The sequence below is a fragment of the Novosphingobium clariflavum genome (assembly GCF_026420865.1).
Lineage (GTDB): Bacteria > Pseudomonadota > Alphaproteobacteria > Sphingomonadales > Sphingomonadaceae > Novosphingobium > Novosphingobium clariflavum.
The window spans coordinates 1-19,145 of the sequence record NZ_JAPCWC010000044.1; the positions used below are offsets into that span (position 1 = coordinate 1).

17 protein-coding genes and 2 pseudogenes are annotated in these 19,145 nt (G+C 62.8%); 12 read left to right on the forward strand and 7 right to left on the reverse strand.

Annotation, left to right across the window (positions count from 1 at the left end; all coding sequences use genetic code 11):
- The coding region (locus OKA11_RS23050) for a beta family protein (RefSeq protein ID WP_267224749.1) at positions 1 to 332 on the forward strand (332 nt) is incomplete at its 5' end.
- Here the strand turns inward: OKA11_RS23050 and OKA11_RS23055 are convergent.
- The 6 genes from OKA11_RS23055 to OKA11_RS23080 form a co-directional block, all read right to left on the reverse strand.
- The gene (locus OKA11_RS23055) at positions 289 to 882 is read right to left on the reverse strand and encodes a sce7726 family protein (protein WP_267224751.1); all 594 of its coding nucleotides are present in this window, start codon (positions 880 to 882) and stop codon (positions 289 to 291) included. The two genes, OKA11_RS23050 and OKA11_RS23055, sit on opposite strands and share 44 nt — an antisense overlap.
- Positions 883 to 993: 111 nt before the next feature.
- Complete coding sequence (locus tag OKA11_RS23060) at positions 994 to 2,697, reverse strand: asparagine synthase-related protein (protein WP_267224753.1); 1,704 nt, start codon at positions 2,695 to 2,697, stop codon at positions 994 to 996.
- 53 nt (positions 2,698 to 2,750) lie between these two features.
- Positions 2,751 to 3,416 carry a lasso peptide biosynthesis B2 protein gene (locus tag OKA11_RS23065; protein WP_267224755.1) on the reverse strand — a complete coding sequence of 222 codons (666 nt, stop codon included), beginning with the start codon at positions 3,414 to 3,416 and terminating at the stop codon, positions 2,751 to 2,753.
- A 63-nt stretch (positions 3,417 to 3,479) separates the two neighbouring features.
- The gene (locus OKA11_RS23070; RefSeq protein ID WP_446686306.1) at positions 3,480 to 3,614 is read right to left on the reverse strand and encodes a benenodin family lasso peptide; all 135 of its coding nucleotides are present in this window, start codon (positions 3,612 to 3,614) and stop codon (positions 3,480 to 3,482) included.
- 85 nt (positions 3,615 to 3,699) lie between these two features.
- Positions 3,700 to 4,299, reverse strand: a complete 600-nt coding sequence (locus OKA11_RS23075) for a GntR family transcriptional regulator (RefSeq protein WP_267224761.1) — start codon at positions 4,297 to 4,299, stop codon at positions 3,700 to 3,702.
- Complete coding sequence (locus OKA11_RS23080; RefSeq protein ID WP_267224763.1) at positions 4,296 to 5,162, reverse strand: phytanoyl-CoA dioxygenase family protein; 867 nt, start codon at positions 5,160 to 5,162, stop codon at positions 4,296 to 4,298. Before OKA11_RS23080 ends, OKA11_RS23075 begins: the two co-directional genes overlap by 4 nt.
- A 228-nt stretch (positions 5,163 to 5,390) precedes the next feature.
- On the opposite strand from OKA11_RS23080, the gene OKA11_RS23085 reads away from it, so the two are divergent.
- Together OKA11_RS23085 and OKA11_RS23090 are read left to right on the forward strand one after the other, a co-directional pair.
- Positions 5,391 to 6,518: a DUF3363 domain-containing protein gene (locus tag OKA11_RS23085; RefSeq protein WP_267224785.1), complete on the forward strand. Its 1,128-nt coding sequence runs from the start codon at positions 5,391 to 5,393 to the stop codon at positions 6,516 to 6,518.
- A 65-nt stretch (positions 6,519 to 6,583) separates the two neighbouring features.
- Positions 6,584 to 6,736, forward strand: coding sequence for a hypothetical protein (locus OKA11_RS23090; protein WP_267224765.1), 153 nt, complete (start codon positions 6,584 to 6,586; stop codon positions 6,734 to 6,736).
- 77 nt (positions 6,737 to 6,813) lie between these two features.
- Here the strand turns inward: OKA11_RS23090 and OKA11_RS23095 are convergent, their stop codons facing one another.
- A complete protein-coding gene (locus OKA11_RS23095; RefSeq protein WP_323748338.1) occupies positions 6,814 to 7,479 on the reverse strand; it encodes an SOS response-associated peptidase in 666 nt (221 codons plus the stop codon).
- 256 nt (positions 7,480 to 7,735) lie between these two features.
- On the opposite strand from OKA11_RS23095, the gene OKA11_RS23100 reads away from it, so the two are divergent.
- From OKA11_RS23100 to OKA11_RS23140, 9 genes and pseudogenes are all read left to right on the forward strand, one after another.
- Positions 7,736 to 8,497: an ImuA family protein gene (locus OKA11_RS23100; RefSeq protein WP_267224769.1), complete on the forward strand. Its 762-nt coding sequence runs from the start codon at positions 7,736 to 7,738 to the stop codon at positions 8,495 to 8,497.
- Positions 8,412 to 9,932 (forward strand): Y-family DNA polymerase, encoded by a 1,521-nt coding sequence (locus tag OKA11_RS23105; RefSeq protein WP_267224771.1) that lies wholly within the window; start codon positions 8,412 to 8,414, stop codon positions 9,930 to 9,932. Before OKA11_RS23100 ends, OKA11_RS23105 begins: the two co-directional genes overlap by 86 nt.
- Positions 9,933 to 10,034: 102 nt before the next feature.
- Positions 10,035 to 10,679 carry a DUF4062 domain-containing protein gene (locus OKA11_RS23110; RefSeq protein ID WP_267224773.1) on the forward strand — a complete coding sequence of 215 codons (645 nt, stop codon included), beginning with the start codon at positions 10,035 to 10,037 and terminating at the stop codon, positions 10,677 to 10,679.
- Positions 10,676 to 12,073: an RNA-binding domain-containing protein gene (locus OKA11_RS23115; RefSeq protein ID WP_267224775.1), complete on the forward strand. Its 1,398-nt coding sequence runs from the start codon at positions 10,676 to 10,678 to the stop codon at positions 12,071 to 12,073. The genes OKA11_RS23110 and OKA11_RS23115 overlap by 4 nt, the downstream gene beginning before the upstream one ends.
- Before the next feature lie 318 nt (positions 12,074 to 12,391).
- On the forward strand, positions 12,392 to 13,471 hold the full coding sequence (gene dinB, locus OKA11_RS23120; protein WP_267224778.1) for a DNA polymerase IV: 1,080 nt from the start codon (positions 12,392 to 12,394) through the stop codon (positions 13,469 to 13,471).
- A 16-nt stretch (positions 13,472 to 13,487) separates the two neighbouring features.
- A pseudogene (locus OKA11_RS23125) lies at positions 13,488 to 16,502 on the forward strand (error-prone DNA polymerase); the annotation flags it as partial.
- Between the two features lie 52 nt (positions 16,503 to 16,554).
- Positions 16,555 to 17,301, forward strand: a pseudogene (gene trbF, locus OKA11_RS23130) (conjugal transfer protein TrbF); the annotation flags it as partial.
- A complete protein-coding gene (gene trbG, locus OKA11_RS23135) occupies positions 17,298 to 18,125 on the forward strand; it encodes a P-type conjugative transfer protein TrbG (protein ID WP_267224780.1) in 828 nt (275 codons plus the stop codon). The pseudogene trbF and the gene trbG, both read left to right, overlap by 4 nt.
- The coding region (locus OKA11_RS23140; RefSeq protein WP_267224783.1) for a TrbI/VirB10 family protein at positions 18,122 to 19,145 on the forward strand (1,024 nt) is incomplete at its 3' end. The genes trbG and OKA11_RS23140, both read left to right, overlap by 4 nt.

The window sequence follows — 19,145 nt, forward strand, 5'->3', positions numbered from 1 at the left end:
ATTATGCGATCGCCGGCCCCGGTTTCGCACAGGGCGACATGAGGTTGCTCAAACCCTCAGCAACCATTCGATATACGTGTGAAGACGGGTGGATTATCGCAAAGGGCAGCAATGTGCGCGATAATGGCTTTGGGCAGTACAAAGGGTGCAGCGGGACGATCACCGGCTCAGACTTGTACCTTGGAAAGTCCTTCTCTCCCGGTAGCGCCTACATCGACGGATGCCATCTCGGGACCGAGAAAACCGGAAACCTCACGACGTGGCGGTGGGTCGGAACGAATCATCACATCACAAAGGTTGTGAGCGATCTCGCCAGCCTTTCCTGGCCTTGAGCGTTTCGCGTACGGCTGCCGCGATAACCCTCGGCTTGTTCTCGTTCACCAGTGCCGCATAGAGAATGGCCCGCGGAGAGCGCAGGAAACGCTCGGGATGACCGCGTCGTCGCAGCAGATCGGCGACCTCGTCGTGCCATAGCAGCTTGGCCAGGCTCATCGGATTGACGCTTGGATTGGCGCGCTCGCCTCGCAGACGCTTGAACACGACCGCGCCCGACACGCCGCGCTCTGCCAAAACGACCCCCCACCAGTCCGGCAAGATTGCGATTGCGCCCTGAAGGTGGCGAGGCACTACGATCAACGAGGCTCGGTCGACCACTTCACCGTAGGCGATGACTTGCGCGGGAAGGCGATTGAGATTGTCCGCATCGGACTTGATCTCCAAGCCTCGCAAGTGGCCATTGATAACCGCGATATCGATCCGATTGGCACCGTGTCCGACACCAAGTTCGTCGATGACCCGGGTTTCCGGGCAGCGGCGCGCATGATGGAGGAGACGGCCGTAGGCCGCCTTGCGCAAATCGCTGTCTCGAAGAATGTCCCCCATGTCGGCGCGATAGCCGCAGGCTGGTGGCAAGAGCAAGTCTCCAACGATGGACTGAGTCGAGTTTCGGCTCGCCCGAAAAGTCTGGCTGGCCTTCAGGTATCGGCCGCGCTCTCAGCGACTGTAACTTCGAGCCCAGCTTTCTGCGTCAAAAATTTCCATGATCCTCCCGTAGCCGGTGCCTGTCACTGGTCGCGGATCATCGACGAGCTTCAGCACTGCGGGAATATCGATCAAGCCCGAAGTCGCCAGTTCGCCATCGACGAGATGGTCGCGGATCATGCCACGATTCCTCCGAAACAATGAGATTGCGACGCTGTCAGGGGCGCCCTTGCCCCTGCGCCAGGCGACCTCCTTGGGCAGACATTCCTCGAAAGCTCGGCGGGCGGCCGCTCGGTTGCATCCTTGGGCAAGCCAGTACCAGCTCGGTACTGCAAGGCAGTGTTCGACGAGCGGCTGCGAGAGGAGGGGGGAGATGGCATTGAAGCGGCCCGCCTCGGGTCCATCTTCGGTTACGCACTGAGCCGCCGCAATCATCGCGATATGCGCGGCTCTGCCGGGCAGGTGGACGGCGTGCGCACCGATCCAGGGATGCTGGGTCGCGACTTGTGCCAGGGCTGCGCCTTCTCTCGTGAGGAAGCGTAAATCTGGGGCCCACCGGAACGGTCGCTCTGCCGAAACGGCGCGGCGCCGGGCGCGCCAATTGACCTTCCACCGAGGCGCTCCGACGAGCCCCGCGATTTCGCCGCACATCCTCCTGAAATGTTTCCTGCCATCAGGATCGAGGAGGCAGTCAGCCGCCGGCGACGCCGATAGCAAGGAGCAGAAGACGTTGTCGCCGGCACCCCCGTCGATGATGCCGTCGCACCCCGTTTCTTCGGCAAACTGCTGAGCCTGGCTGAACAGCAGTTGCTCGAAGCTCCTCGCGCCAGGTCGCGGCAGGCAGTTGACGGCGTAATGGCTGATGTCGCCGGGCTGATCACCCATAATGCGCTCGGTTAGCTTGACGCCTAGGTGATTTGCGACGGCACGAGCGTAGCTGCTCTCATCGCCGGCAGCATCGGCGGGCGTGATCAGATTGAGGCAGGTGAAAGGACGCCGGCCAACTGCAAGACATGCGGCGGTCACCGAGGAATCCAGGCCGCCCGACAGCATGAGGAGCGGGCGTTCGAGCTTGGCCGAGCGCCTTGCAACGCATGCGGTCGCGGCGTGACGCAGGCGGCGCGCGCCCTCGTCGGCATCGAAAATGGTGCGACGGGGTTGGACGAAGGTCCAGGGTGACCAGACCTGATCGCGAACGATGCCTTGGCTGGTTACGGTGATTCTGTCGCCACCTCTCAGGTCTTCGATTCCGTCAAGGCATGTCCAGGAATGGCGGAGGCTGCCGACGATCAATTGGCGGACAACGGCGGCGAGATCAACCGATGCTCGGATGCTGGCAGCGGTGAGCAAATCGTCGAGGTGCGAGCTGGCTATTAAACCTTGTTCCATCCCGTGAAGCATGCAGGGTAGCCGGCCAAACGGGGCGCGGACTATGGCCGCGCCGTCGGACATCCTCACGATGGCTATATAGTCGCCCCAGTAGGCCTCGGTCAGTCGCTGACCGGCAGACTTGGCTACGGTCGCCACCGTGTCCGGCTCGAGATGTTCCAGCCGGTGGCTGATGCCCGAGGCATAGAGGTCGCCGACTACGCTGCCGCCATCGGGGAATTCGGGCGAATGGAGTGAGAGAATTGGCGTCCCTGGCTCGATTGCGATGAGGACATGCCGGTCGTCGGTGACGATTTTCAGGCCGAGTTCGCGGGTCTTGTACCGCATCAGGTCTCGATCCCGATCGCTCAGCATGATGCCGGCAAGAAAACGGGGAAGCATCAGACGACCAGGATTGGTGTGAAAGGACGGGTGGCTTCGATGCGCTCGTTCACCAGCCGATCACCGAATTGCGTCCACGCATGCGCATGAAACGGATCAAGGCGGACTCCGAGCACGAGAATGGGCTCGAGCCCGTGATCCAGCAGCCGATGTGCGGCTGCGATCGAGCGGGGAAGGCACTTGTCCTTGCTGCCGAGCAAGGCGTCGCAAGCTTCGAACGCAGTTGATGTCTGCCGGAGGGTACAGATCGGGTCTGGTTGATTGTGCTGGTGGCTCGCGGCAGCGCGCTTCCTGCCGGCCAAGCGGCTGATTGTGGCGTTCAAACCTGCCCATCGAAGTGAAATAGCTGCGTGCGCGAGGCGCGACAACGCAGCGAACTGTTGCATCCCGCCGACTTCGTTTGGGTTGTTTTCTGCAAAGCTTCCGGTGGGCACGGGCGGAGGCATGCATGGCGTCATTCGTGCTTGTGCTGAAGGAAGGACGAAACCGGAAGTCAGAAACCCCTCACGATCGTCGGCGGAGGAAGCCTGTTCCCTGCATAGCCGTTTGAACGCGGCTTCCGCGGAATGAGTCAGGCAGAGGTACTTGTCTGCCGGCAGGTCGAGGAAGAGCAGTCGCTCACCGACTTGGCAGTAGGAAACGCCCGGACGCAGTGCATAGGCCATCTCTTTCTCCCGCATGAGAATGGCGAAGATGCGCGATCCTTGTGGGATCGCGCATCTTCCTGGTCAGTCGTCGGACAGGATGGATTCGGGCTGCCGGAGCACGCCGTCTTCCTGGGTGCCGACGGCGCCGCGGGTCTCGATGCTGGCGGTGCCCAGCTCGATGACGGTGTCATCACGTTCCATGTTATTTCTCCTCATTCAATCGCCGCGGGATTGCGGCAAGGAGAAGTGTATGGATATACTCCAAATATATTAAATATATATTTATAATATATTTCTAATGTTATTTGATTTGGAAGTTTCGTTGAAAAATTGTGATTATTAATTCTGGAACGACCTCTAATCTAGCCTTGTGATACTCTTTAATTAGAGAATTGGTGGATCGCGATCGTTGCGAGAAGGATATGTAGATCGCCCGAACCTCGTCCGACGTGTCCTCCAAGACGGTCGATTCGATCTGGCGGATATAGGCAAGCCTGGCATTGGCTGACGCGACTTGCATGACGATCTCCGTGCTGCGCGAGCTTGCCGCGATGAACGCGAAGAGGTCGGCGGCATCAATCGGATCGGCATGGCATTGTGGTGGCGGCCCCGATCCGCGGCTCATGCGCAGAGCGGCCCTCACGAGTTCGTCGTTCCAGCGGAACAGATCGCGCAGCCCGATCTCATTGATGGCGGGGACGTGAAAGCCGTCGCTGGCCCGCGTTTCAACGAGCCGTTCCCCGGACAATCGGTGCAGGGCGTCGCGGATAGGCGTTGCGCTGCTGTTGAATTCCTGCGCGAGCCGGGCAGGTTCCAGCCGCGCGCCAGGAGCGAAAGAGCCGTTGGCGAGCGCGTGCCTGAGCCTGTCGTAGACCCGCTCCGCCGTTGCGCCCGCATTCATGACAGCAACCTGCGCGCGGCAGGGATGGGCGTGGTCTCGAAGTGGGGCACCTCGCCGAGATCGAATTCGGCCGCCCAGTGCTTGTCAAGCAGGCCGGACGGGCACCGCCCCTCGAAATTTCCGAGGTAGGCGAAGTGCCTGCGATAACCCACCAATGCCGACAGTTCGGGGGCGAAGTTGCGTGCCACTTCTGGCGGATAGGCGAGCCATTGGTTCTCGGTTGGCTTGAGCCAGCCCAGGCAATAGCCGATCGTAATGGAGCGGTTGATGTGGTCCGAGCTGTTGGCGCCGGCATTGTGGAGCGTCGAGCCGAGGAACAGCAGCGCGTCGCCGGGCTCCATTTCGACGGGAATGCCCATCGATCGTATTGCGGGTTCCAAGTCGTGGCTGCCATGGCTGCCGGGCCAGACATGGACCGCGCCGTTGTGCGCGCAGCTGGGGGTCAGGGGCCAGATTACGTTCACGAGATATTCGAACCTGTTGTCGGCGCCGCGCCACATGAGCTGATCGCGAAATGGTATTCCGGGCCGTTCGCAGGGATGGCGTGCTACGCCTTCGGCCAGGTTGAGCTGGATCGTGTCGGATCCATGGACGAGAATGTCCTCGACGGCCTTGAGAATTATGCGGTGCCGAACCAGTTGCTGTGTTGCCGGCGCCCGCACGAGCAGTCGCCCGATACGCTGGGCTGGATGCATTTCGGGATCGAGGCTCTCGAAAGGCGCTGCGGCGAAGTGCGGACCAAGGTCATGGTCGATCGCTGCAATGGCGCCGCTCGCGACCGCGCCGCGCAGCACACAGTACCCCGTCTCGATCAGCTCCGTCGAAATCCGCCCCGCCTCGCGGCAAAGAGGTTCAGTGAACATGGTGAGCCTCCCCTTGCGCTGCGCGTGAGGGCGCTGGCGCGCAGACCCCGCCGCGTTCGAGCAGCGTTGGCGTCTCCTCGTCGATCTCGATGAGCATGGCGCCCAGGGTTTTGCCCTCGACGACCTTGGGCGCGCCGAGGGGCTTGCACTTCCAGCCGAAGGTCAGGATCTGGCGCAGCCAGCCCGGCTGGCCGCGATCCCTTCTTTCAGGCGCTCGAGACAGGGCGGCTGCAAACGCTGAGGCGCATGGAACTTGTCGAGGATCTGGCCGAGGGTCGTTGGCGCCTGGCCCCGGGTTTGGAGGATACCCTGCGCAGCATGGGCGAGCGCGGCGACATCATTCGCCTGATGCAGCGCGAGGTGACGCGAGCACGGCTTGAGCGTACCGAGCAGCGCATCTATGGGCCGGCATCGGAACCGCTGGTCGGCCGGGTCATCATGCGTGGGCTCGCCGACGAGCATCGCGATCGGCATTTCCTGCTTGTCGACGGTGTCGATGGGCGCTCCCATTATGTCGGGATCGGCGAGGCAGCGACTGTCGAGGAGTTGCCGAAGAATGCCGTGGTCCGTCTCGCGCCAAGAGTTCCGATGGTGCGCGACATGGACCGGACGGTCCAGACCATCGCGGATGTAAGCGACGGGCGCTACTCAACCGTGCATCATCAGCTCTATGATCCGACAGCATCACGTGCCTTTGCCGAGAGCCATGTTCGAAGGCTCGAGGCGATGCGCAAAGCCGGCCTCGATGTCGGTCGCGATCCCGATGGGTCCTGGCGCATTTCCCCGGATCATCTCGCTCTTGCCGAGCGCTTCGAGCAAAAGCTGGCGCGCGAGCGGCCGGTAGAGGTCGAAGTGGTTGCGAAAGGCTCGCTCGATCACCTGGCCGCGGCCGACGGGGCAACATGGCTCGATCGCGAGCTTGCCTCGCCCTCCGGCATGCATGTGCGCGACGCCGGCTTCGGCCGGGAGGTCCGCTCGGCGATGAGCCTGCGGCAGCAATGGCTCGTGGATCAGGAACTGGCGGTCGAGACCTCCGGCAGCATCCGCCTGCGGCAGGGGGCGCTTGCGCTACTCCAGCGCCGGGAATTACTGCGCATTGCCGCGCGGCTTTCGGGCAAGATGGGCAAGGAGTTTTCCGAGGCAAAGCAGGGCGATCTGATTGAGGGCCGGATTGTGCGCCGCATCGAAGGTGTTTCGGGCAGGTTTGCCCTTGTCGAGAAGAGCCGGGATTTTACCCTCGTTCCCTGGCGCCCCGTTCTCGAAAAGCAGATCGGCAAGCAGGTCGAGGGCATCATGCGCGAGACGGGGATCAACTGGCGTTTCGGGCGCGGCCGCTCGGGCCCCGAGATTTCCTGAGTTTCTGGCGCCATTGCGGATGCATCGTCGCTCGCTTGTGGCGGTCACCGCGCTACACCGCCGGCATGAAGAGCGAACGGGCAGCGCGGCGCTATAGGCAAGCCGTCAATATTGTGGGCACGAAGGAGGCCATCGAGCGGGAGGGGCAGGCGTTGATCAATGCCCTGTGGGCCGAGGGCTTTCGCCCGACCGCCGAGCGGCGGGACAACCTGCATTGAGCATCCGCATCGAAGCAGCATTCCTCGTTGCTATCATGGCCCTGCCATGGGCGCTGAGATTGCTCGCCTGAGCTGGATTACAGTGGCAGCGAGAGTTGCGTCGACGGCACGGGTGGTTTTGCCCGATTCGACCATGGTTCGTTGCTCGGCTCGACCATCAGCGGCGCATCCCAGGTGCGGCACAAGGCATGGGCTTCGGTTGGGTTGCCGTCGGTCCAGGTCTTCCACTCATCGCGGCCCAGGATTACCGGCATGCGATCGTTGAGCGGTTCCATCTGCTCGTGCCCCGGCACCGTGAGCATCGAATAGACGTGCCCCCATTCTGGCGAATTGCACCAGATGCCGGCGATCGCGAAGACCTCTTGGCCGGGAAGCGAGAACCAGGTTCGCGTCATCTGCCCATCCTCTCCAGCGGCTTCCGCCCATGCAGTTACGGGGATGAGGCAGCGACGTCGCTGGAAGCTCCCTAGCCAGAACGGTGAGCCGATCTTGTCGCTACGGGTGTTGACGACAGCCTTGGGCCTGAGCGGCCCGCCTGTCACCTTGCTTGATTCGATGCGCGGGAAACCCCAGCCCATTGCGCCCAGCTTGCCTCGCGCCACAACGAGGCCAGGGTCTGTCGGCGCGACCACGTCGACATAGTTCGCCCCCATCGCCGCTTCGACATCGAACAAAGCCGCAATCGCATCCACGGGCTTGGTCATGCGATAGAGATTACAAATTGGGCTGATCCTTTCTGGCAGCCAGGATACGCGCGTCGACGTTCGTCACCAAGGGCGCGCGGGAACGGCGTGGAAACGCAGTCCGATTCGCCCGGTATGTCCACCGGTTTTGGCCGAAGCGGTCGCAGTGGCCGAGGAAGTCTGCAAACTATTTTCCCAATGATTTCGCGGCTTGCGGGGACAATCCCCACGCACGCTTCCCGAGGCCGATTGACTCTCGATCGAGTAGGAACAAAATGGGAACGTAATTTCTATTTCAACCCGAAGGAGACCCTTCATGACGTCCGGAGGGACGCGCCCTCATTTATCCCAGCTGCGTGCCCGGATCGCCGAGATTGAGGGCGGCGAGCGGCGCTGCCGTACCGTGCTGCCTTTCGGTCTCGGCGCGATCGACGAGCGGCTGCCGGGAGGCGGTCTGTCGCTCGGCTCGCTTCATGAAGTCGCCGGGGGCGCGCAGGGCGTGACCGATGGTGCAGCGGCAGCGTTGTTCGCGGCCGGGATCATGGCGCGCGCCGAAGGGAAGATCCTCTGGTGCATGACGAAGGCCGATCTATTTGCGCCGGCCATTGCTCAAGCCGGGCTGGATCCTGACCGTGTGATCTACCTCGAGGCGCAGGACGAAATGTCGCTGCTCGCGTGCTTTGAAGAAGGGCTGCGACATGGCGGGCTTGGCGGTGTCGTCGCCGAGGTGTCGCGCCTCTCGATGCCCGTGTCCCGCCGTCTGCTGCTTGCAGCCGAAACCAGCGGTTCGATCGGCATTGCGCTGCGCCGTTGGCGGCGGCGCGAGGATGCGTCCGATTTCGGGCAGCCGACTGCGGCGGCAACGCGCTGGCGGGTGACGACCGTCCCATCCGAGCCCTTGCCGGTTCCGGGCGTTGCCCGGCCGCGCTGGTTCGTCGAGCTTATCCGGTGCCGGGCTGGCGAGAGCGCCGATTTCCTTGTGGAATCCTGCGATGCGACAGGTCGTCTCGCTTTACCTGCCGACCTGGCCGATCGACCGGCTGCGTCGCAGGCTTGGCCCGCACGCGCCGCCTCCTGACGCGCTGCTCGTCCTTACCGGGATGGAAGGGCGCCGTCGGGTTCTGACGGCGGTTAGTCTGCCTGCGCGCGCCATGGGTCTCCATGCCGGCATGGCCGTCAGCCAGGCGCAGGCGCTCGTGCCCGATCTCGTCATGATGGATGCCGACCCAAAGGCCGATGCCGAGGCCCTGGAGAAGCTCGCTGTCTGGTCGCTGCGCCGGTACTCGCCGATGATCGCGCTCGACCCGCCGGATGGGCTTATGCTCGACATCACCGGGGCCACCCATCCACACGGCGGCGCCGAGGGTCTGGTAGGGGATGTGCTGCGGCGGCTCGCCGACGTCGAGACGGCGGGAAGGGCGGTCTGCGCTCCCACGTATGGTTCTGCCCATGCGCTCGCCCGCTTCGGGAGCGCGCCGCTGCGCGTTGTCGATCCGCTCGAACTGGCAGACGCCATCGCGGGCCTGCCGCTCTTAGCCCTTCGCCTGGACGCAGGCACCGTCCACAAGCTTGCTACGTTCGGCATCGAGACCATTGCCGAACTGGAGGCGATGCCGCGAGCGTCCCTTGCCCTACGGTTCGGATCGGAGCCGGGCAAGCGGCTCGATCAGGTTTATGGCCGACTGTCCGAGCCCTTCGAACCTGTCGAAGCACCCGAGCGCATCGAGGTCGAGCGGCGCTTTGCTGAGCCCATCGGCGCGCCCGAGACGCTCGAGCGCTATACCCGAAAGCTGGTCGACGCGCTGGCTCTTGAACTGGAGGAAGCAGGGCTTGGCGCACGCCGGCTCGATTTGCGCTTCCACCGCGTCGACAATGCGGTTCAGGCGATCCGCGCCGGGCTAGCAAAAGCGAGCCGCGAGAAGAAGCAGTTGGCCCGTCTGCTCTGCGATAAAATCCAGACCATCGATCCGGGTTTCGGGGTCGAGCGCATGGTGCTGGCTGCCCCGGTTGTCGAACCATTGGGCCTTCACACGATGTCGACGCTGGGAGAGCGGGCCGTTCCCGGAGTCTCGGCGCTGGTCGATGTGCTAGGCAATCGCGTCGGCGAGGAGCGGCTTTTCCGGCTGGCTGCGCGCGAAAGCCATATCCCCGAGCGCTCGGTCGAGCGGATTGCGCCGATGGCGGATCCGACCCTGCTGCGCTGGCCGCAGCGTTGGCCGCGCCCCGCCCGCCTCCTGCCACGTCCCGAGACGATAGAGACGATGGCGCTTCTGCCCGACCATCCCCCGGTTCATTTCGTGTGGCGCGGCGTCAGGCGGCGCGTGACGCGCGCCGACGGCCCCGAGCGCATCTACGGCGAGTGGCATCTGAGCGAGGCGGAGTGGCTCAGCATACGCGACTACTTCCTGGTCGAGGATGAGACGGGAGCGCGCTACTGGGTGTTCCGCCAGGGTGACGGCATGGATCCAGCGACGGGCGCCCAGGGCTGGTTTCTGCATGGGCTGTTCGGTTGATTCCGGGAAAACCCCGAAGCGGGTCCGAAATTATGGCTTCTAACTCGCCGGAAACCCGCGCTATGGCGTTGCAATGCGGCGGCTTTTCGCCGGGGAGGGATCATGCCCGCGAAGAATGCACCGAAGAAGTCGCCGGTCATCATGATCTCGTCGACCGTATACGGCTTTGAGGAATTGCTCGACCGGATATACGCGCAGCTTACCCAATTCGGGTATGAAGTCTGGTCTTCGCATAGCGGTACCATGCCGGTCTGGTCTCATTTCAGTGCGTTCGAATCTTGCCTTCGGGCGGTTGAACAATGCGACCTCTTCCTCGGCCTTATTACGCCGCAATATGGGAGCGGTCGCGAGGGCGATGAGCTGTCGATTACGCACAGGGAGTTTCTGAAAGCGATCGAACTTAACAAACCGCGATGGCTCCTGGCCCATGACCATGTCGTTTTCGCTCGTGGGCTATTGAAGAATTTGGGGTATGCAACAGCTGCGAAGCGCGCGGAGCTCACATTGAAAAGCTCCGCGTTGCTGGGAAGTCTCAAGGTCATCGACCTCTATGAAGCGGCCATACTAGACAAGGTCGAACTCAAGGACAGACGAGGCAATTGGGTGCAGACCTTTGTCGATCCAGCGGATGCGTTGCGATATACCTCGGCTCAATTCCACCGCTTCCAGGAGGTGGAGAGGGTCTTGAACGAACAATTAGCGGATCCGGTGGCGGTTCTGGCTTCGGTGAAGGAGCGCTCGAAGTGATCTGGGAGGATATTTACCGGCAGATCAGGAATGGCGAGGGAAGCGCTACTGCGTTCGTGCCCGCTGCAGAGTCCATTGAGGAGATCGCCTCCACAGTCTCGGCGTTTCTGAACACGCACGGGGGAGTAGTATTTGTCGGCGTTGGTCCGGGAGGACGAATTCTCGGCGTCAGCCAGGACCTGGCAGCCGACGAACTTCGCCGCTCGCTGGAAGAGCAATTGCGTGCCGCAATCACGCCCAAGGCGCTGTTTACCTTGAGTGTTGATGTCGAAACTGATCGACCGATCATCACGGTAGAAGTTCCGCAAGGACGGGATGGGCCCTATGCGGCTTTTAATCAGTACTATCGCCGGGATGGAGCTCAAACTCTCGCTTTTGACAATACGACACTCGATCAGTTTTTCCGGGAACGATCGATTGAGGCGCAGCGGTGGGAACGGCGACCTTCAGCGAGTCTCGACGACGAAGATCTGGCGCCGGGCGAAATCCCTCTCCTGGTTGAGGATGCCTCGCGGACCGGTCGCTTCGACTTTTCCGGAAGTACTGACGAAATGGCGGTCCTGCAGCGTCTGGGGTTGACCTCGGGCGGTATGTATACGCAGGGCGCAGATGTCTTGTTCGCCAAATCGCCGGAATTGCGCCATCCGCAATGCCGCGTTCGTCTGATCCTGTATGCATCGGATAAGGTGGGAGATACCTTCATCGATGATCGTTGGATCGTAGGCCCGTTGGGCCAGGTTTTCTATCAAGTGGTCGAACGACTTTCGTCGGTGGTGCGTATCCAGGCGAAGTTTCCTGCTGACAATCCTCGCCGGGAGGATCTGCCTACCTACTCCATGGCCGCGCTCCGGGAGGGTGTTGTCAACGCGCTGGCTCATCGAGACTATTCGTCATTCTCGAGCGGCGTCACTATCTCGGTCTATCCGAGCAGGATCGAGATTTGGAATGCCGGTCAGTTGCCGCCATCGTTGAAGATCGCGGACCTTCGCAAGAATCATCCCTCGATCCCCACCAACCCTGACATCGCCTTCGTGCTTTACCTGAGAGGGTTGATGGATCGCCTCGGTCGCGGCACGCAGAAGATCATCCTTGGAAGCAAGGAATCTGGCGCTCGTGCACCGAAATGGGAAAGCAAGGCCAGCGGCATTACGTTGACCATCTATTCGGGAGACCTAGCTGCCATTGAGCCTCTCGCACTGCATCCTAGGCAGGCAGTGGTACTCCAGACCCTACGGCCGGGTGATGCTATCCGGACATCGGAATATATGGTCCAGGCAGAAGTCTCCGAACGGCAAGCACGCCGCGACCTCGCTGCGCTCGAGGAATTCGGCTTTTTGGAAAAGATCGGATCGGCCAGAGCAACGAGTTATCGCCGGACCGAACGGGAACTTTGAGATGAGTATCCGGCCAAATCCGGCCAAATACGGCCAGCACTTATTCCGGCTGCGGTTGAGGTGAATTTCAAGGAAACGTTGAATTTCTGGGAAACGGGGATTTGGTCGGAGTGAAGTATCCGGCCAAATCCGGCCAAATCCGGCCAAATCTGGCCAAGCTTTTGCGCACCACAACAAACAGGAAATCTCATCGGCTGCCGTCATACGCGCGGTCTGAGAAAGCTTAAGATGCGAGATCGATCGCCTTCCTCATCAGCTTCCCGGAGAGGCTAGGGCTCTTTTGTTCCCATAATGTTCTTTTTGAGGTAAGGTCGGCGCATGGCCGATTCTGCGCAAAGGAAGATCATTCATGTCGACATGGACGCGTTCTTCGCGTCGGTCGAACAGCGGGACAATCCCGAACTTCGCGGCAAACCCGTGGCGGTCGGATATCCCGCCGCGCGCGGTGTCGTTGCAGCAGCAAGTTACGAAGCGCGCGCCTTCGAGGTTCGCTCCGCCTTGCCTTCTGTAACCGCGCTGCGCCGCTGCCCGCACCTGATCTTCGTGCCGCCGCGCTTCGACGTCTACAAGGAGGTGTCGCGGCAGATCCATGCGATCTTTGCCGATTATACCGATCTCATCCAGCCGCTCTCGCTCGACGAGGCCTATCTCGACGTCACCGCCAATCGGCGCGGCCTGCCGACCGCTTGGCTTACGGCAAAGGAGATCCGCGCGCGGATCCTGGAAGAGACCGGGCTCACCGCGTCAGCCGGGATTTCCTATAACAAGTTCCTCGCCAAGCTCGCCTCGGACCAGCGCAAACCCAATGGCCAGTTCGCAGTCACGCCGGACATGGGCGCGGCGTGGGTGGAGACGCTGCCGGTCAAGCGCTTCTACGGCGTGGGTCCCGTCACCGCGAAGAAGATGCAGGTGCTCGGGATCGAGACCGGCGCGGACTTGCGCGCAAAATCGCTGCCTTTCCTCCAGAGGCATTTCGGAAGCTCGGCTGAGTGGTATTTCGAGATCGCGCGCGGGATCGATCATCGCCCGGTCAATCCGGATCGCGAGCGTAAGTCCTCAGGCTCCGAGACGACTTTCGATCGCGATCTTGTCGACAATGCGCAGATCGAGGCGGGTGTGTTAGCTCAGGCCGATGATGTATGGACCTGGTGCGAACGGGCGCAGTCGTTCGGACGGACCGTGACGGTCAAGGTCAAGTACGCCGATTTCCAGCAGATCACCCGCAGCCGCACGTTGCCTATGGCGGTGCGCAGCGCCGAGACGCTGCGCGAGACGAGCCTGGCGCTGATCCGCTCGGTCCTGCCGACCGAGAAGGGCGTGCGCCTCGTCGGTGTGACGGTGTCTGGCTTCGAGCCACAGCAGGATGGCAAAACCCAAGCCCTGCCGCTGTTCGCCTGACGCGAACCAGTCATCCATGCGCTACGCCGAACTCCAATGTGCCTCGCATTTCTCGTTCCTGCGCGGGGCTTCAAGCTGCGAGGAACTCTTCGCGCAGGCAGAGGCCTGCGGGCTAGAGGCACTGGCAATCACCGATCGCAACAGTCTTGCCGGGATCGTGCGGGCTTACGATGCGTCAAGGACAACCGGCGTCCGGCTGATTGTGGGATGCCGGCTCGATCTCACCGAAGGCCAGTCCCTTCTGGTCTATCCGATCGACCGGACGGGGTACGCGAACCTGTGCCGGCTCTTAAGCCACGGCAAGAAGCGCGGCGGCAAGGGCAAGTGCCTCATCGGCTGGGACGATGTCGCCGACTTTGCGGGCAATTTGATCGCCATTCTGCTTCCCGGCGACGTCGAAGAGACAGCCGCTGTGATTGTGCGCTTCGAGCGGATCTTTGCGGGCCGCTGCTATCTCGCGCTGACGCTGCATCGGCGGCCCGGCGACCAGCTGCGCCTTCACAACCTCTCAAACCTTGCAGTGCGCCACAAGGTGCCGACGGTCGTTACCGGCGACGTACTCTACCACCACCCTCATCGCCGCGTGCTGCAGGAGGTCATGACCTGCATTCGCCATCGCTGCACGATCGACGAACTCGGCGTGCGGCGCGAAGCGCATGCCGATCGCTACCTGGTGCCGGCCGCCGAAATGCACCGGCTGCATGCCCGCTATCCCGAAGCTTTGGCGCGCGGGCTGGAAATCGCCGAGCGCTGCCGTTTCTCGCTCGATGAACTGCGCTATCAGTATCCTGAAGAAACCAGCATTCCCGGGCTCACTTCGCAGCAGGTCCTCGAGAAGTTGACCTGGGAAGCAGCAGAGGTGCGCTATCCCGATGGATTGCCTGGCAAGGTGGCCCGTCTCTTGCGGCACGAACTCGCGCTGATCGGTGAGCTTGGCTATGCGCCCTATTTCCTGACGGTCAATGCGATCGTGCGCTTTGCCCGCAGCCGCGAAATCCTCTGTCAGGGGCGGGGGTCGGCCGCCAACAGTGCTGTCTGCTATGTGCTGGGCATCACCTCGATCGATCCTGAGCGCTCCGACCTCCTCTTCGAGCGCTTCATCAGCCAGGAGCGGAGGGAACCGCCGGACATCGACGTCGACTTCGAACACGAGCGGCGCGAGATCGTCATGCAGTGGGTCTTCGAGACGTACGGGCGCAATCATGCCGCGCTTTGCTCGACCGTGATCCGCTACCGCGCCAAAGGCGCCATCCGCGATGTCGGCAAGGCGCTGGGCTTGTCGGAGGACCTCATCAAGTCGCTCTCGGGGCAACTGTGGGGCTGGAGCGAGGACGGGGTCGAGGATCGCCACGTTGCCGACCTCAATCTCAATCTCGAGGACCGGCGGCTTCGGCTTGCCATCGAGCTTGCACGCGAACTGATCGGCACGCCCCGCCATCTCTCGCAGCATCCCGGCGGCTTTGTCCTTACCCACGATCGGCTCGACGAACTCGTGCCGATCGAGCCGGCGGCGATGGAGGACCGCCAGGTCATCGAGTGGGACAAGGACGATATCGATGTCCTGAAGTTCATGAAGGTTGATTGCCTTGCGCTCGGCATGCTGACCGCCATGAAGCGCGGCTTCAACTTCCTCGCAGAGCACAAGGGCATCGACATGGATCTCGCAGGGATCCCGCCCGAAGACCCGCGCACTTACGCCATGATCCGCAGCGCCGATACGCTCGGCGCCTTCCAGATCGAAAGCCGGGCGCAGATGGCCATGCTCCCGCACATCAAGCCGCGTACGTTCTATGATCTTGTGATCGAGGTCGCGATCGTGCGGCCTGGGCCGATCCAGGGGGACATGGTTCATCCCTACCTCCGCCGCCGGGCCGGCAAGGAGCCGGTCGAGTATCCCAAGCCCGAGCTTGAGAAGGTGCTGGGCAAGACGCTGGGCGTGCCGCTATTCCAGGAGCAGGCGATGCGCGTTGCCATCGAGTGCGCCGGCTTCACGCCGACCGAGGCCGACCAGCTACGCCGCGCCATGGCGACCTTCAAGTTCACCGGCGGGGTCTCGAAGTTCAAGGACAAGCTCGTCGATGGCATGACTGCGCGCGGCTACACCGCCGAGTTCGCCGAGAAGACCTTCGGGCAACTCGAGGGTTTTGGCAGCTACGGCTTTCCGGAAAGCCACGCAGCGAGTTTCGCGCTTATCGCCTATGCTTCCTGCTGGCTCAAGTGTTGGCATCCCGACGTGTTCTGCGCGAGCCTGCTCAATGCGCAGCCGATGGGCTTCTATGCGCCTGCCCAGATCGTGGCTGATGCCCGCGCGCATGGCGTCGAGGTGCGGTCTGTCTGCGTCAACACCTCGCGCTGGGACTGCACGCTCGAGCCCGCCGGCGACCCCATGAACGACGACCGCTTCGCGGTAAGGCTCGGCATGCGGATGGTGAAAGGCATAAAGGAGGCTGACGCGGCGCGCATTGTCGCAGCGCGTGCGGATCAGCCGTATCTCAGCGTCGAAGAACTCTGGCGCCGGGCGGGCGTCGGGGTAGGGGCGCTCGGCCGCCTCGCCGAAGCGGATGCGTTCCGCCCGGCCTTGCGTCTGGCGCGCCGCGAGGCGCTCTGGGCGATCAAGGCGCTGCGCGATGAACAACTGCCGCTCTTTGCTGCAGCGGAAGCGCGCGAGGCAGGGTTTATCCATGAGATCGTCGAGCAGCCTATCGTGCTCAAGGCCATGACGGAGGGCAGGGAGGTGGTCGAGGACTACGGCAATGTCGGGCTCACTTTGCGGCGGCATCCGGTTGCATTCCTGCGCGAGGAACTCGCCGCGCAAAAGGCGCTGCCGTGCGCGTCGCTCGAAGCCACACGCGACGGGCGGTACATCTCGCTGGCAGGCCTGGTGCTTGTTCGTCAGCGGCCGGGCTCCGCCAAGGGCGTGCTGTTCATCACCATCGAGGACGAGACCGGCATTGCCAATCTCATCGTCTGGCCGCGAATGTTCGAGGCGAACCGGCGGATCGTGATGGGCGCCCGCATGCTGGGCATACGGACGTACACCCGAACCCGAGACGTCCTTCCAGCGGGCAGGGCAGCTCTGGGACGATCGGATCGGCTCCGCCCGCGTCCAGGCCCGCAACTGGCGGATCATGGCCTTCGGCTGCCTCGGACTTGCTGGCGCGATGGCGAGCGGGCTCCTGTGGCAATCGCTCCAGAGCCGCGTCGTGCCCTACGTCGTAGCGGTCGACAGGCTTGGCGAGCCGCGTGCGCTATCCAAAGCGGAAATGGGCTATCAGCCGACCGATCCCCAGATTGCCTGGGCTCTCGCCAAGTTCATCGGCCATGTCCGCGGCGTGTCGCTTGATCCGGTGGTGATGCGGGAAGGGTGGCTCGAGGCGTATGACTTCGCGACACAGCGCGGATCGCGCTTCCTTAGCGAATATGCGCGCGCCTCGGGTGCTCTCAGCGAGATCGGCGAACGTACCGTCTCGGTGCAGGTGACAAGTGTCGTCCGCGCTTCGGACAGCAGCTTCCAGGTCAAATGGATCGAAAGCGCCTTTGAACGCGGCAACGCCGTGGGCACGACGCAGTGGACTGCGATCATAACCCTCGTCGAGAAGGCGCCGCGCGACGCCGACACGCTGCGAAAGAACCCGCTCGGCATCTACGTCGATGCCATCGATTGGAGCCGGGAGCTCGAGCCTCAGGTCCAGTCATCCGCCAGTCCGCCTGCCGCTGCGCAATCGGGGCAGGGCAACACCCCACCAGCATCGGCAAGCGCGCCCGCCGCGAGCGCCCCCGTAACCGTCCTGCCTTCCGATCCCCTCACAGCCAAGGAGGTCCTGCCATGAACCCGTTGCTCCTGACTGCTGCGGCATTTGCCGTCGGTGTCCATCCGGTCCTGCCGGCCCATGCTGTGAGGTCGAGCCCGAGTGCTTCGCCTGCCCAGCGTGGATCGGTCGAACCTTCGGCATCATCGTGGGTCAACGCCCGGCAGGTGTTCCTCTGGTCGGACGGGGCGATTTACCACGTCTACACCCAACCCGGCATGATCACCGACATCGCCCTGCAACCGGGCGAAGCGCTGATCGCAGTCGCCGCAGGCGATACCGCGCGGTGGGTGATTGGCGATACCACAAGCGGAAGCGGCGAGGACAAGCGCACGCACGTGTTGGTGAAACCGTTCAGCACAGGGCTGTCGACCAATCTCGTCATCACCACCGACAAGCGGACGTATCATCTCCTGCTGTCCAGCGGACCGACGGGTGGTATGGCGGCGTTGGCGTGGAACTATCCGCTCGATGAGCTGGTCGCGGTCAAGCGCGCCGAGGCCGCTGCCGAAGCGGCCAAGCCCATCGCTACCGGGCTAGGCATTGAACAGATGTACTTCGGCTATCAGATCAGTGGCGACGGGCCCAGCTGGCGGCCGCTGCGGGCGTTCGATGACGGGCGCCAGACCTTCATCGAGTTTCCGGTGACGATTGGCGTCGACGAGGCGCCGCCACTGTTCCTGATCGGCACCGACGGTGCCGCGGAGCTCGTCAACTACCGCATGCGCGGGCGGTTCTACGTCGTCGATCGGATCTTCGATGTGGCCGAACTGCGACTTGGAACCAGGAAGCAGCAGGTCGTGCGGATCACGCGTGGCGGCGGCAAGGGGAGGGGGCGGTCATGAGCGAGGAGATGAACGAGGGCGCGCGTGCGCAGCCTTTGCGACAGCCGAACCCGGATGACCAACCAGTGAATGAGCCTGCAGCGCAAGCTCCCGCACGCCCGGCCCAGAAAGTCGACCCGGAAACGCTCGCCATTCGCGCCAGGCCTCCACGCGCGACGCGTTTTAGAAAGGAGGTGATTATCGGCGGCACGGCCGTCGCTACCTTCGCCCTTCTTGGCATCGCGTGGTTTGCGCTGTCCCCGCGGCTGACGGGGCATACGGTGCGCCCAAGCGATCTAGCCCAGCCCGGCAAACAGGCCGCCAATGATGCGCTGAACGCTTTGCCGAAGGGATACGGCGATGTGCCCAAGCTGGGGCCTCCACTGCCCGGCGATCTCGGGCGCCCGATCCTGCGGGCACAGGAGCGGGACCTGGGCACAAATCTGGAGGTCGAAAGTCAGCATCCGGCTGCAATCGATCAGGAACGGCAGAAGCGTGCCGACGACCTCAAGAATGCACGCCAGTCGGCGCTGCTCGCCCAAGGTGTTCGATCTGCATCGGCGGCATCGGCCGCCGGTGAAAACTCTGTCCCGGCGTTCGGGTCGGTCAACAGCGGCACGGCGCTAGCTGCGGATATGCCGTCCACGGACCGCAAAAGCCAATTCGCGGACAAGCTGGACGGGAAGGGGGACATCAATCCCCATAGCGTGAGCCGGTCGCCCTCGCCGAATGTGCTGATGGCTGGCAGCGTGATTGCCGCCAGTCTGATCACCGGGCTAAATTCCGATATTCCGGGAATGGTCGTCGCTCAGGTAACGCAGAGCGTATTCGATAGCACTACAGGGCAGGTGCTGCTGATACCGCAGGGTACCAGGCTGATCGGCAATTACGACAGCGTCGTTGCGTATGGGCAGAGTCGGGCTTTGGTCGTCTGGCAGCGACTGGTGATGCCTGACGGGTCGTCGCTGCGCCTCGACAACATGCCGGCGGCTGACCCGTCGGGATATGCCGGGCTCGTCGACAAAGTCGACTACCACACCG

What these genes read in the sequence shown, in the direction of transcription:
- OKA11_RS23055 (WP_267224751.1), bottom strand. Translation starts at nt 882, where the DNA reads ATGGGGGACATTCTTCGAGACAGCGATTTGCGCAAGGCGGCCTACGGC.
- OKA11_RS23060 (WP_267224753.1), bottom strand. Translation starts at nt 2,697, where the DNA reads ATGCGGTACAAGACCCGCGAACTCGGCCTGAAAATCGTCACCGACGAC.
- OKA11_RS23065 (WP_267224755.1), bottom strand. Translation starts at nt 3,416, where the DNA reads ATGGCCTATGCACTGCGTCCGGGCGTTTCCTACTGCCAAGTCGGTGAG.
- OKA11_RS23070 (WP_446686306.1), bottom strand. Translation starts at nt 3,614, where the DNA reads ATGAGGAGAAATAACATGGAACGTGATGACACCGTCATCGAGCTGGGC.
- OKA11_RS23075 (WP_267224761.1), bottom strand. Translation starts at nt 4,299, where the DNA reads ATGAATGCGGGCGCAACGGCGGAGCGGGTCTACGACAGGCTCAGGCAC.
- OKA11_RS23080 (WP_267224763.1), bottom strand. Translation starts at nt 5,162, where the DNA reads ATGTTCACTGAACCTCTTTGCCGCGAGGCGGGGCGGATTTCGACGGAG.
- OKA11_RS23090 (WP_267224765.1), top strand. Translation starts at nt 6,584, where the DNA reads ATGAAGAGCGAACGGGCAGCGCGGCGCTATAGGCAAGCCGTCAATATT.
- OKA11_RS23100 (WP_267224769.1), top strand. Translation starts at nt 7,736, where the DNA reads ATGACGTCCGGAGGGACGCGCCCTCATTTATCCCAGCTGCGTGCCCGG.
- OKA11_RS23105 (WP_267224771.1), top strand. Translation starts at nt 8,412, where the DNA reads ATGCGACAGGTCGTCTCGCTTTACCTGCCGACCTGGCCGATCGACCGG.
- OKA11_RS23110 (WP_267224773.1), top strand. Translation starts at nt 10,035, where the DNA reads ATGCCCGCGAAGAATGCACCGAAGAAGTCGCCGGTCATCATGATCTCG.
- dinB (WP_267224778.1), top strand. Translation starts at nt 12,392, where the DNA reads ATGGCCGATTCTGCGCAAAGGAAGATCATTCATGTCGACATGGACGCG.
- trbG (WP_267224780.1), top strand. Translation starts at nt 17,298, where the DNA reads ATGAACCCGTTGCTCCTGACTGCTGCGGCATTTGCCGTCGGTGTCCAT.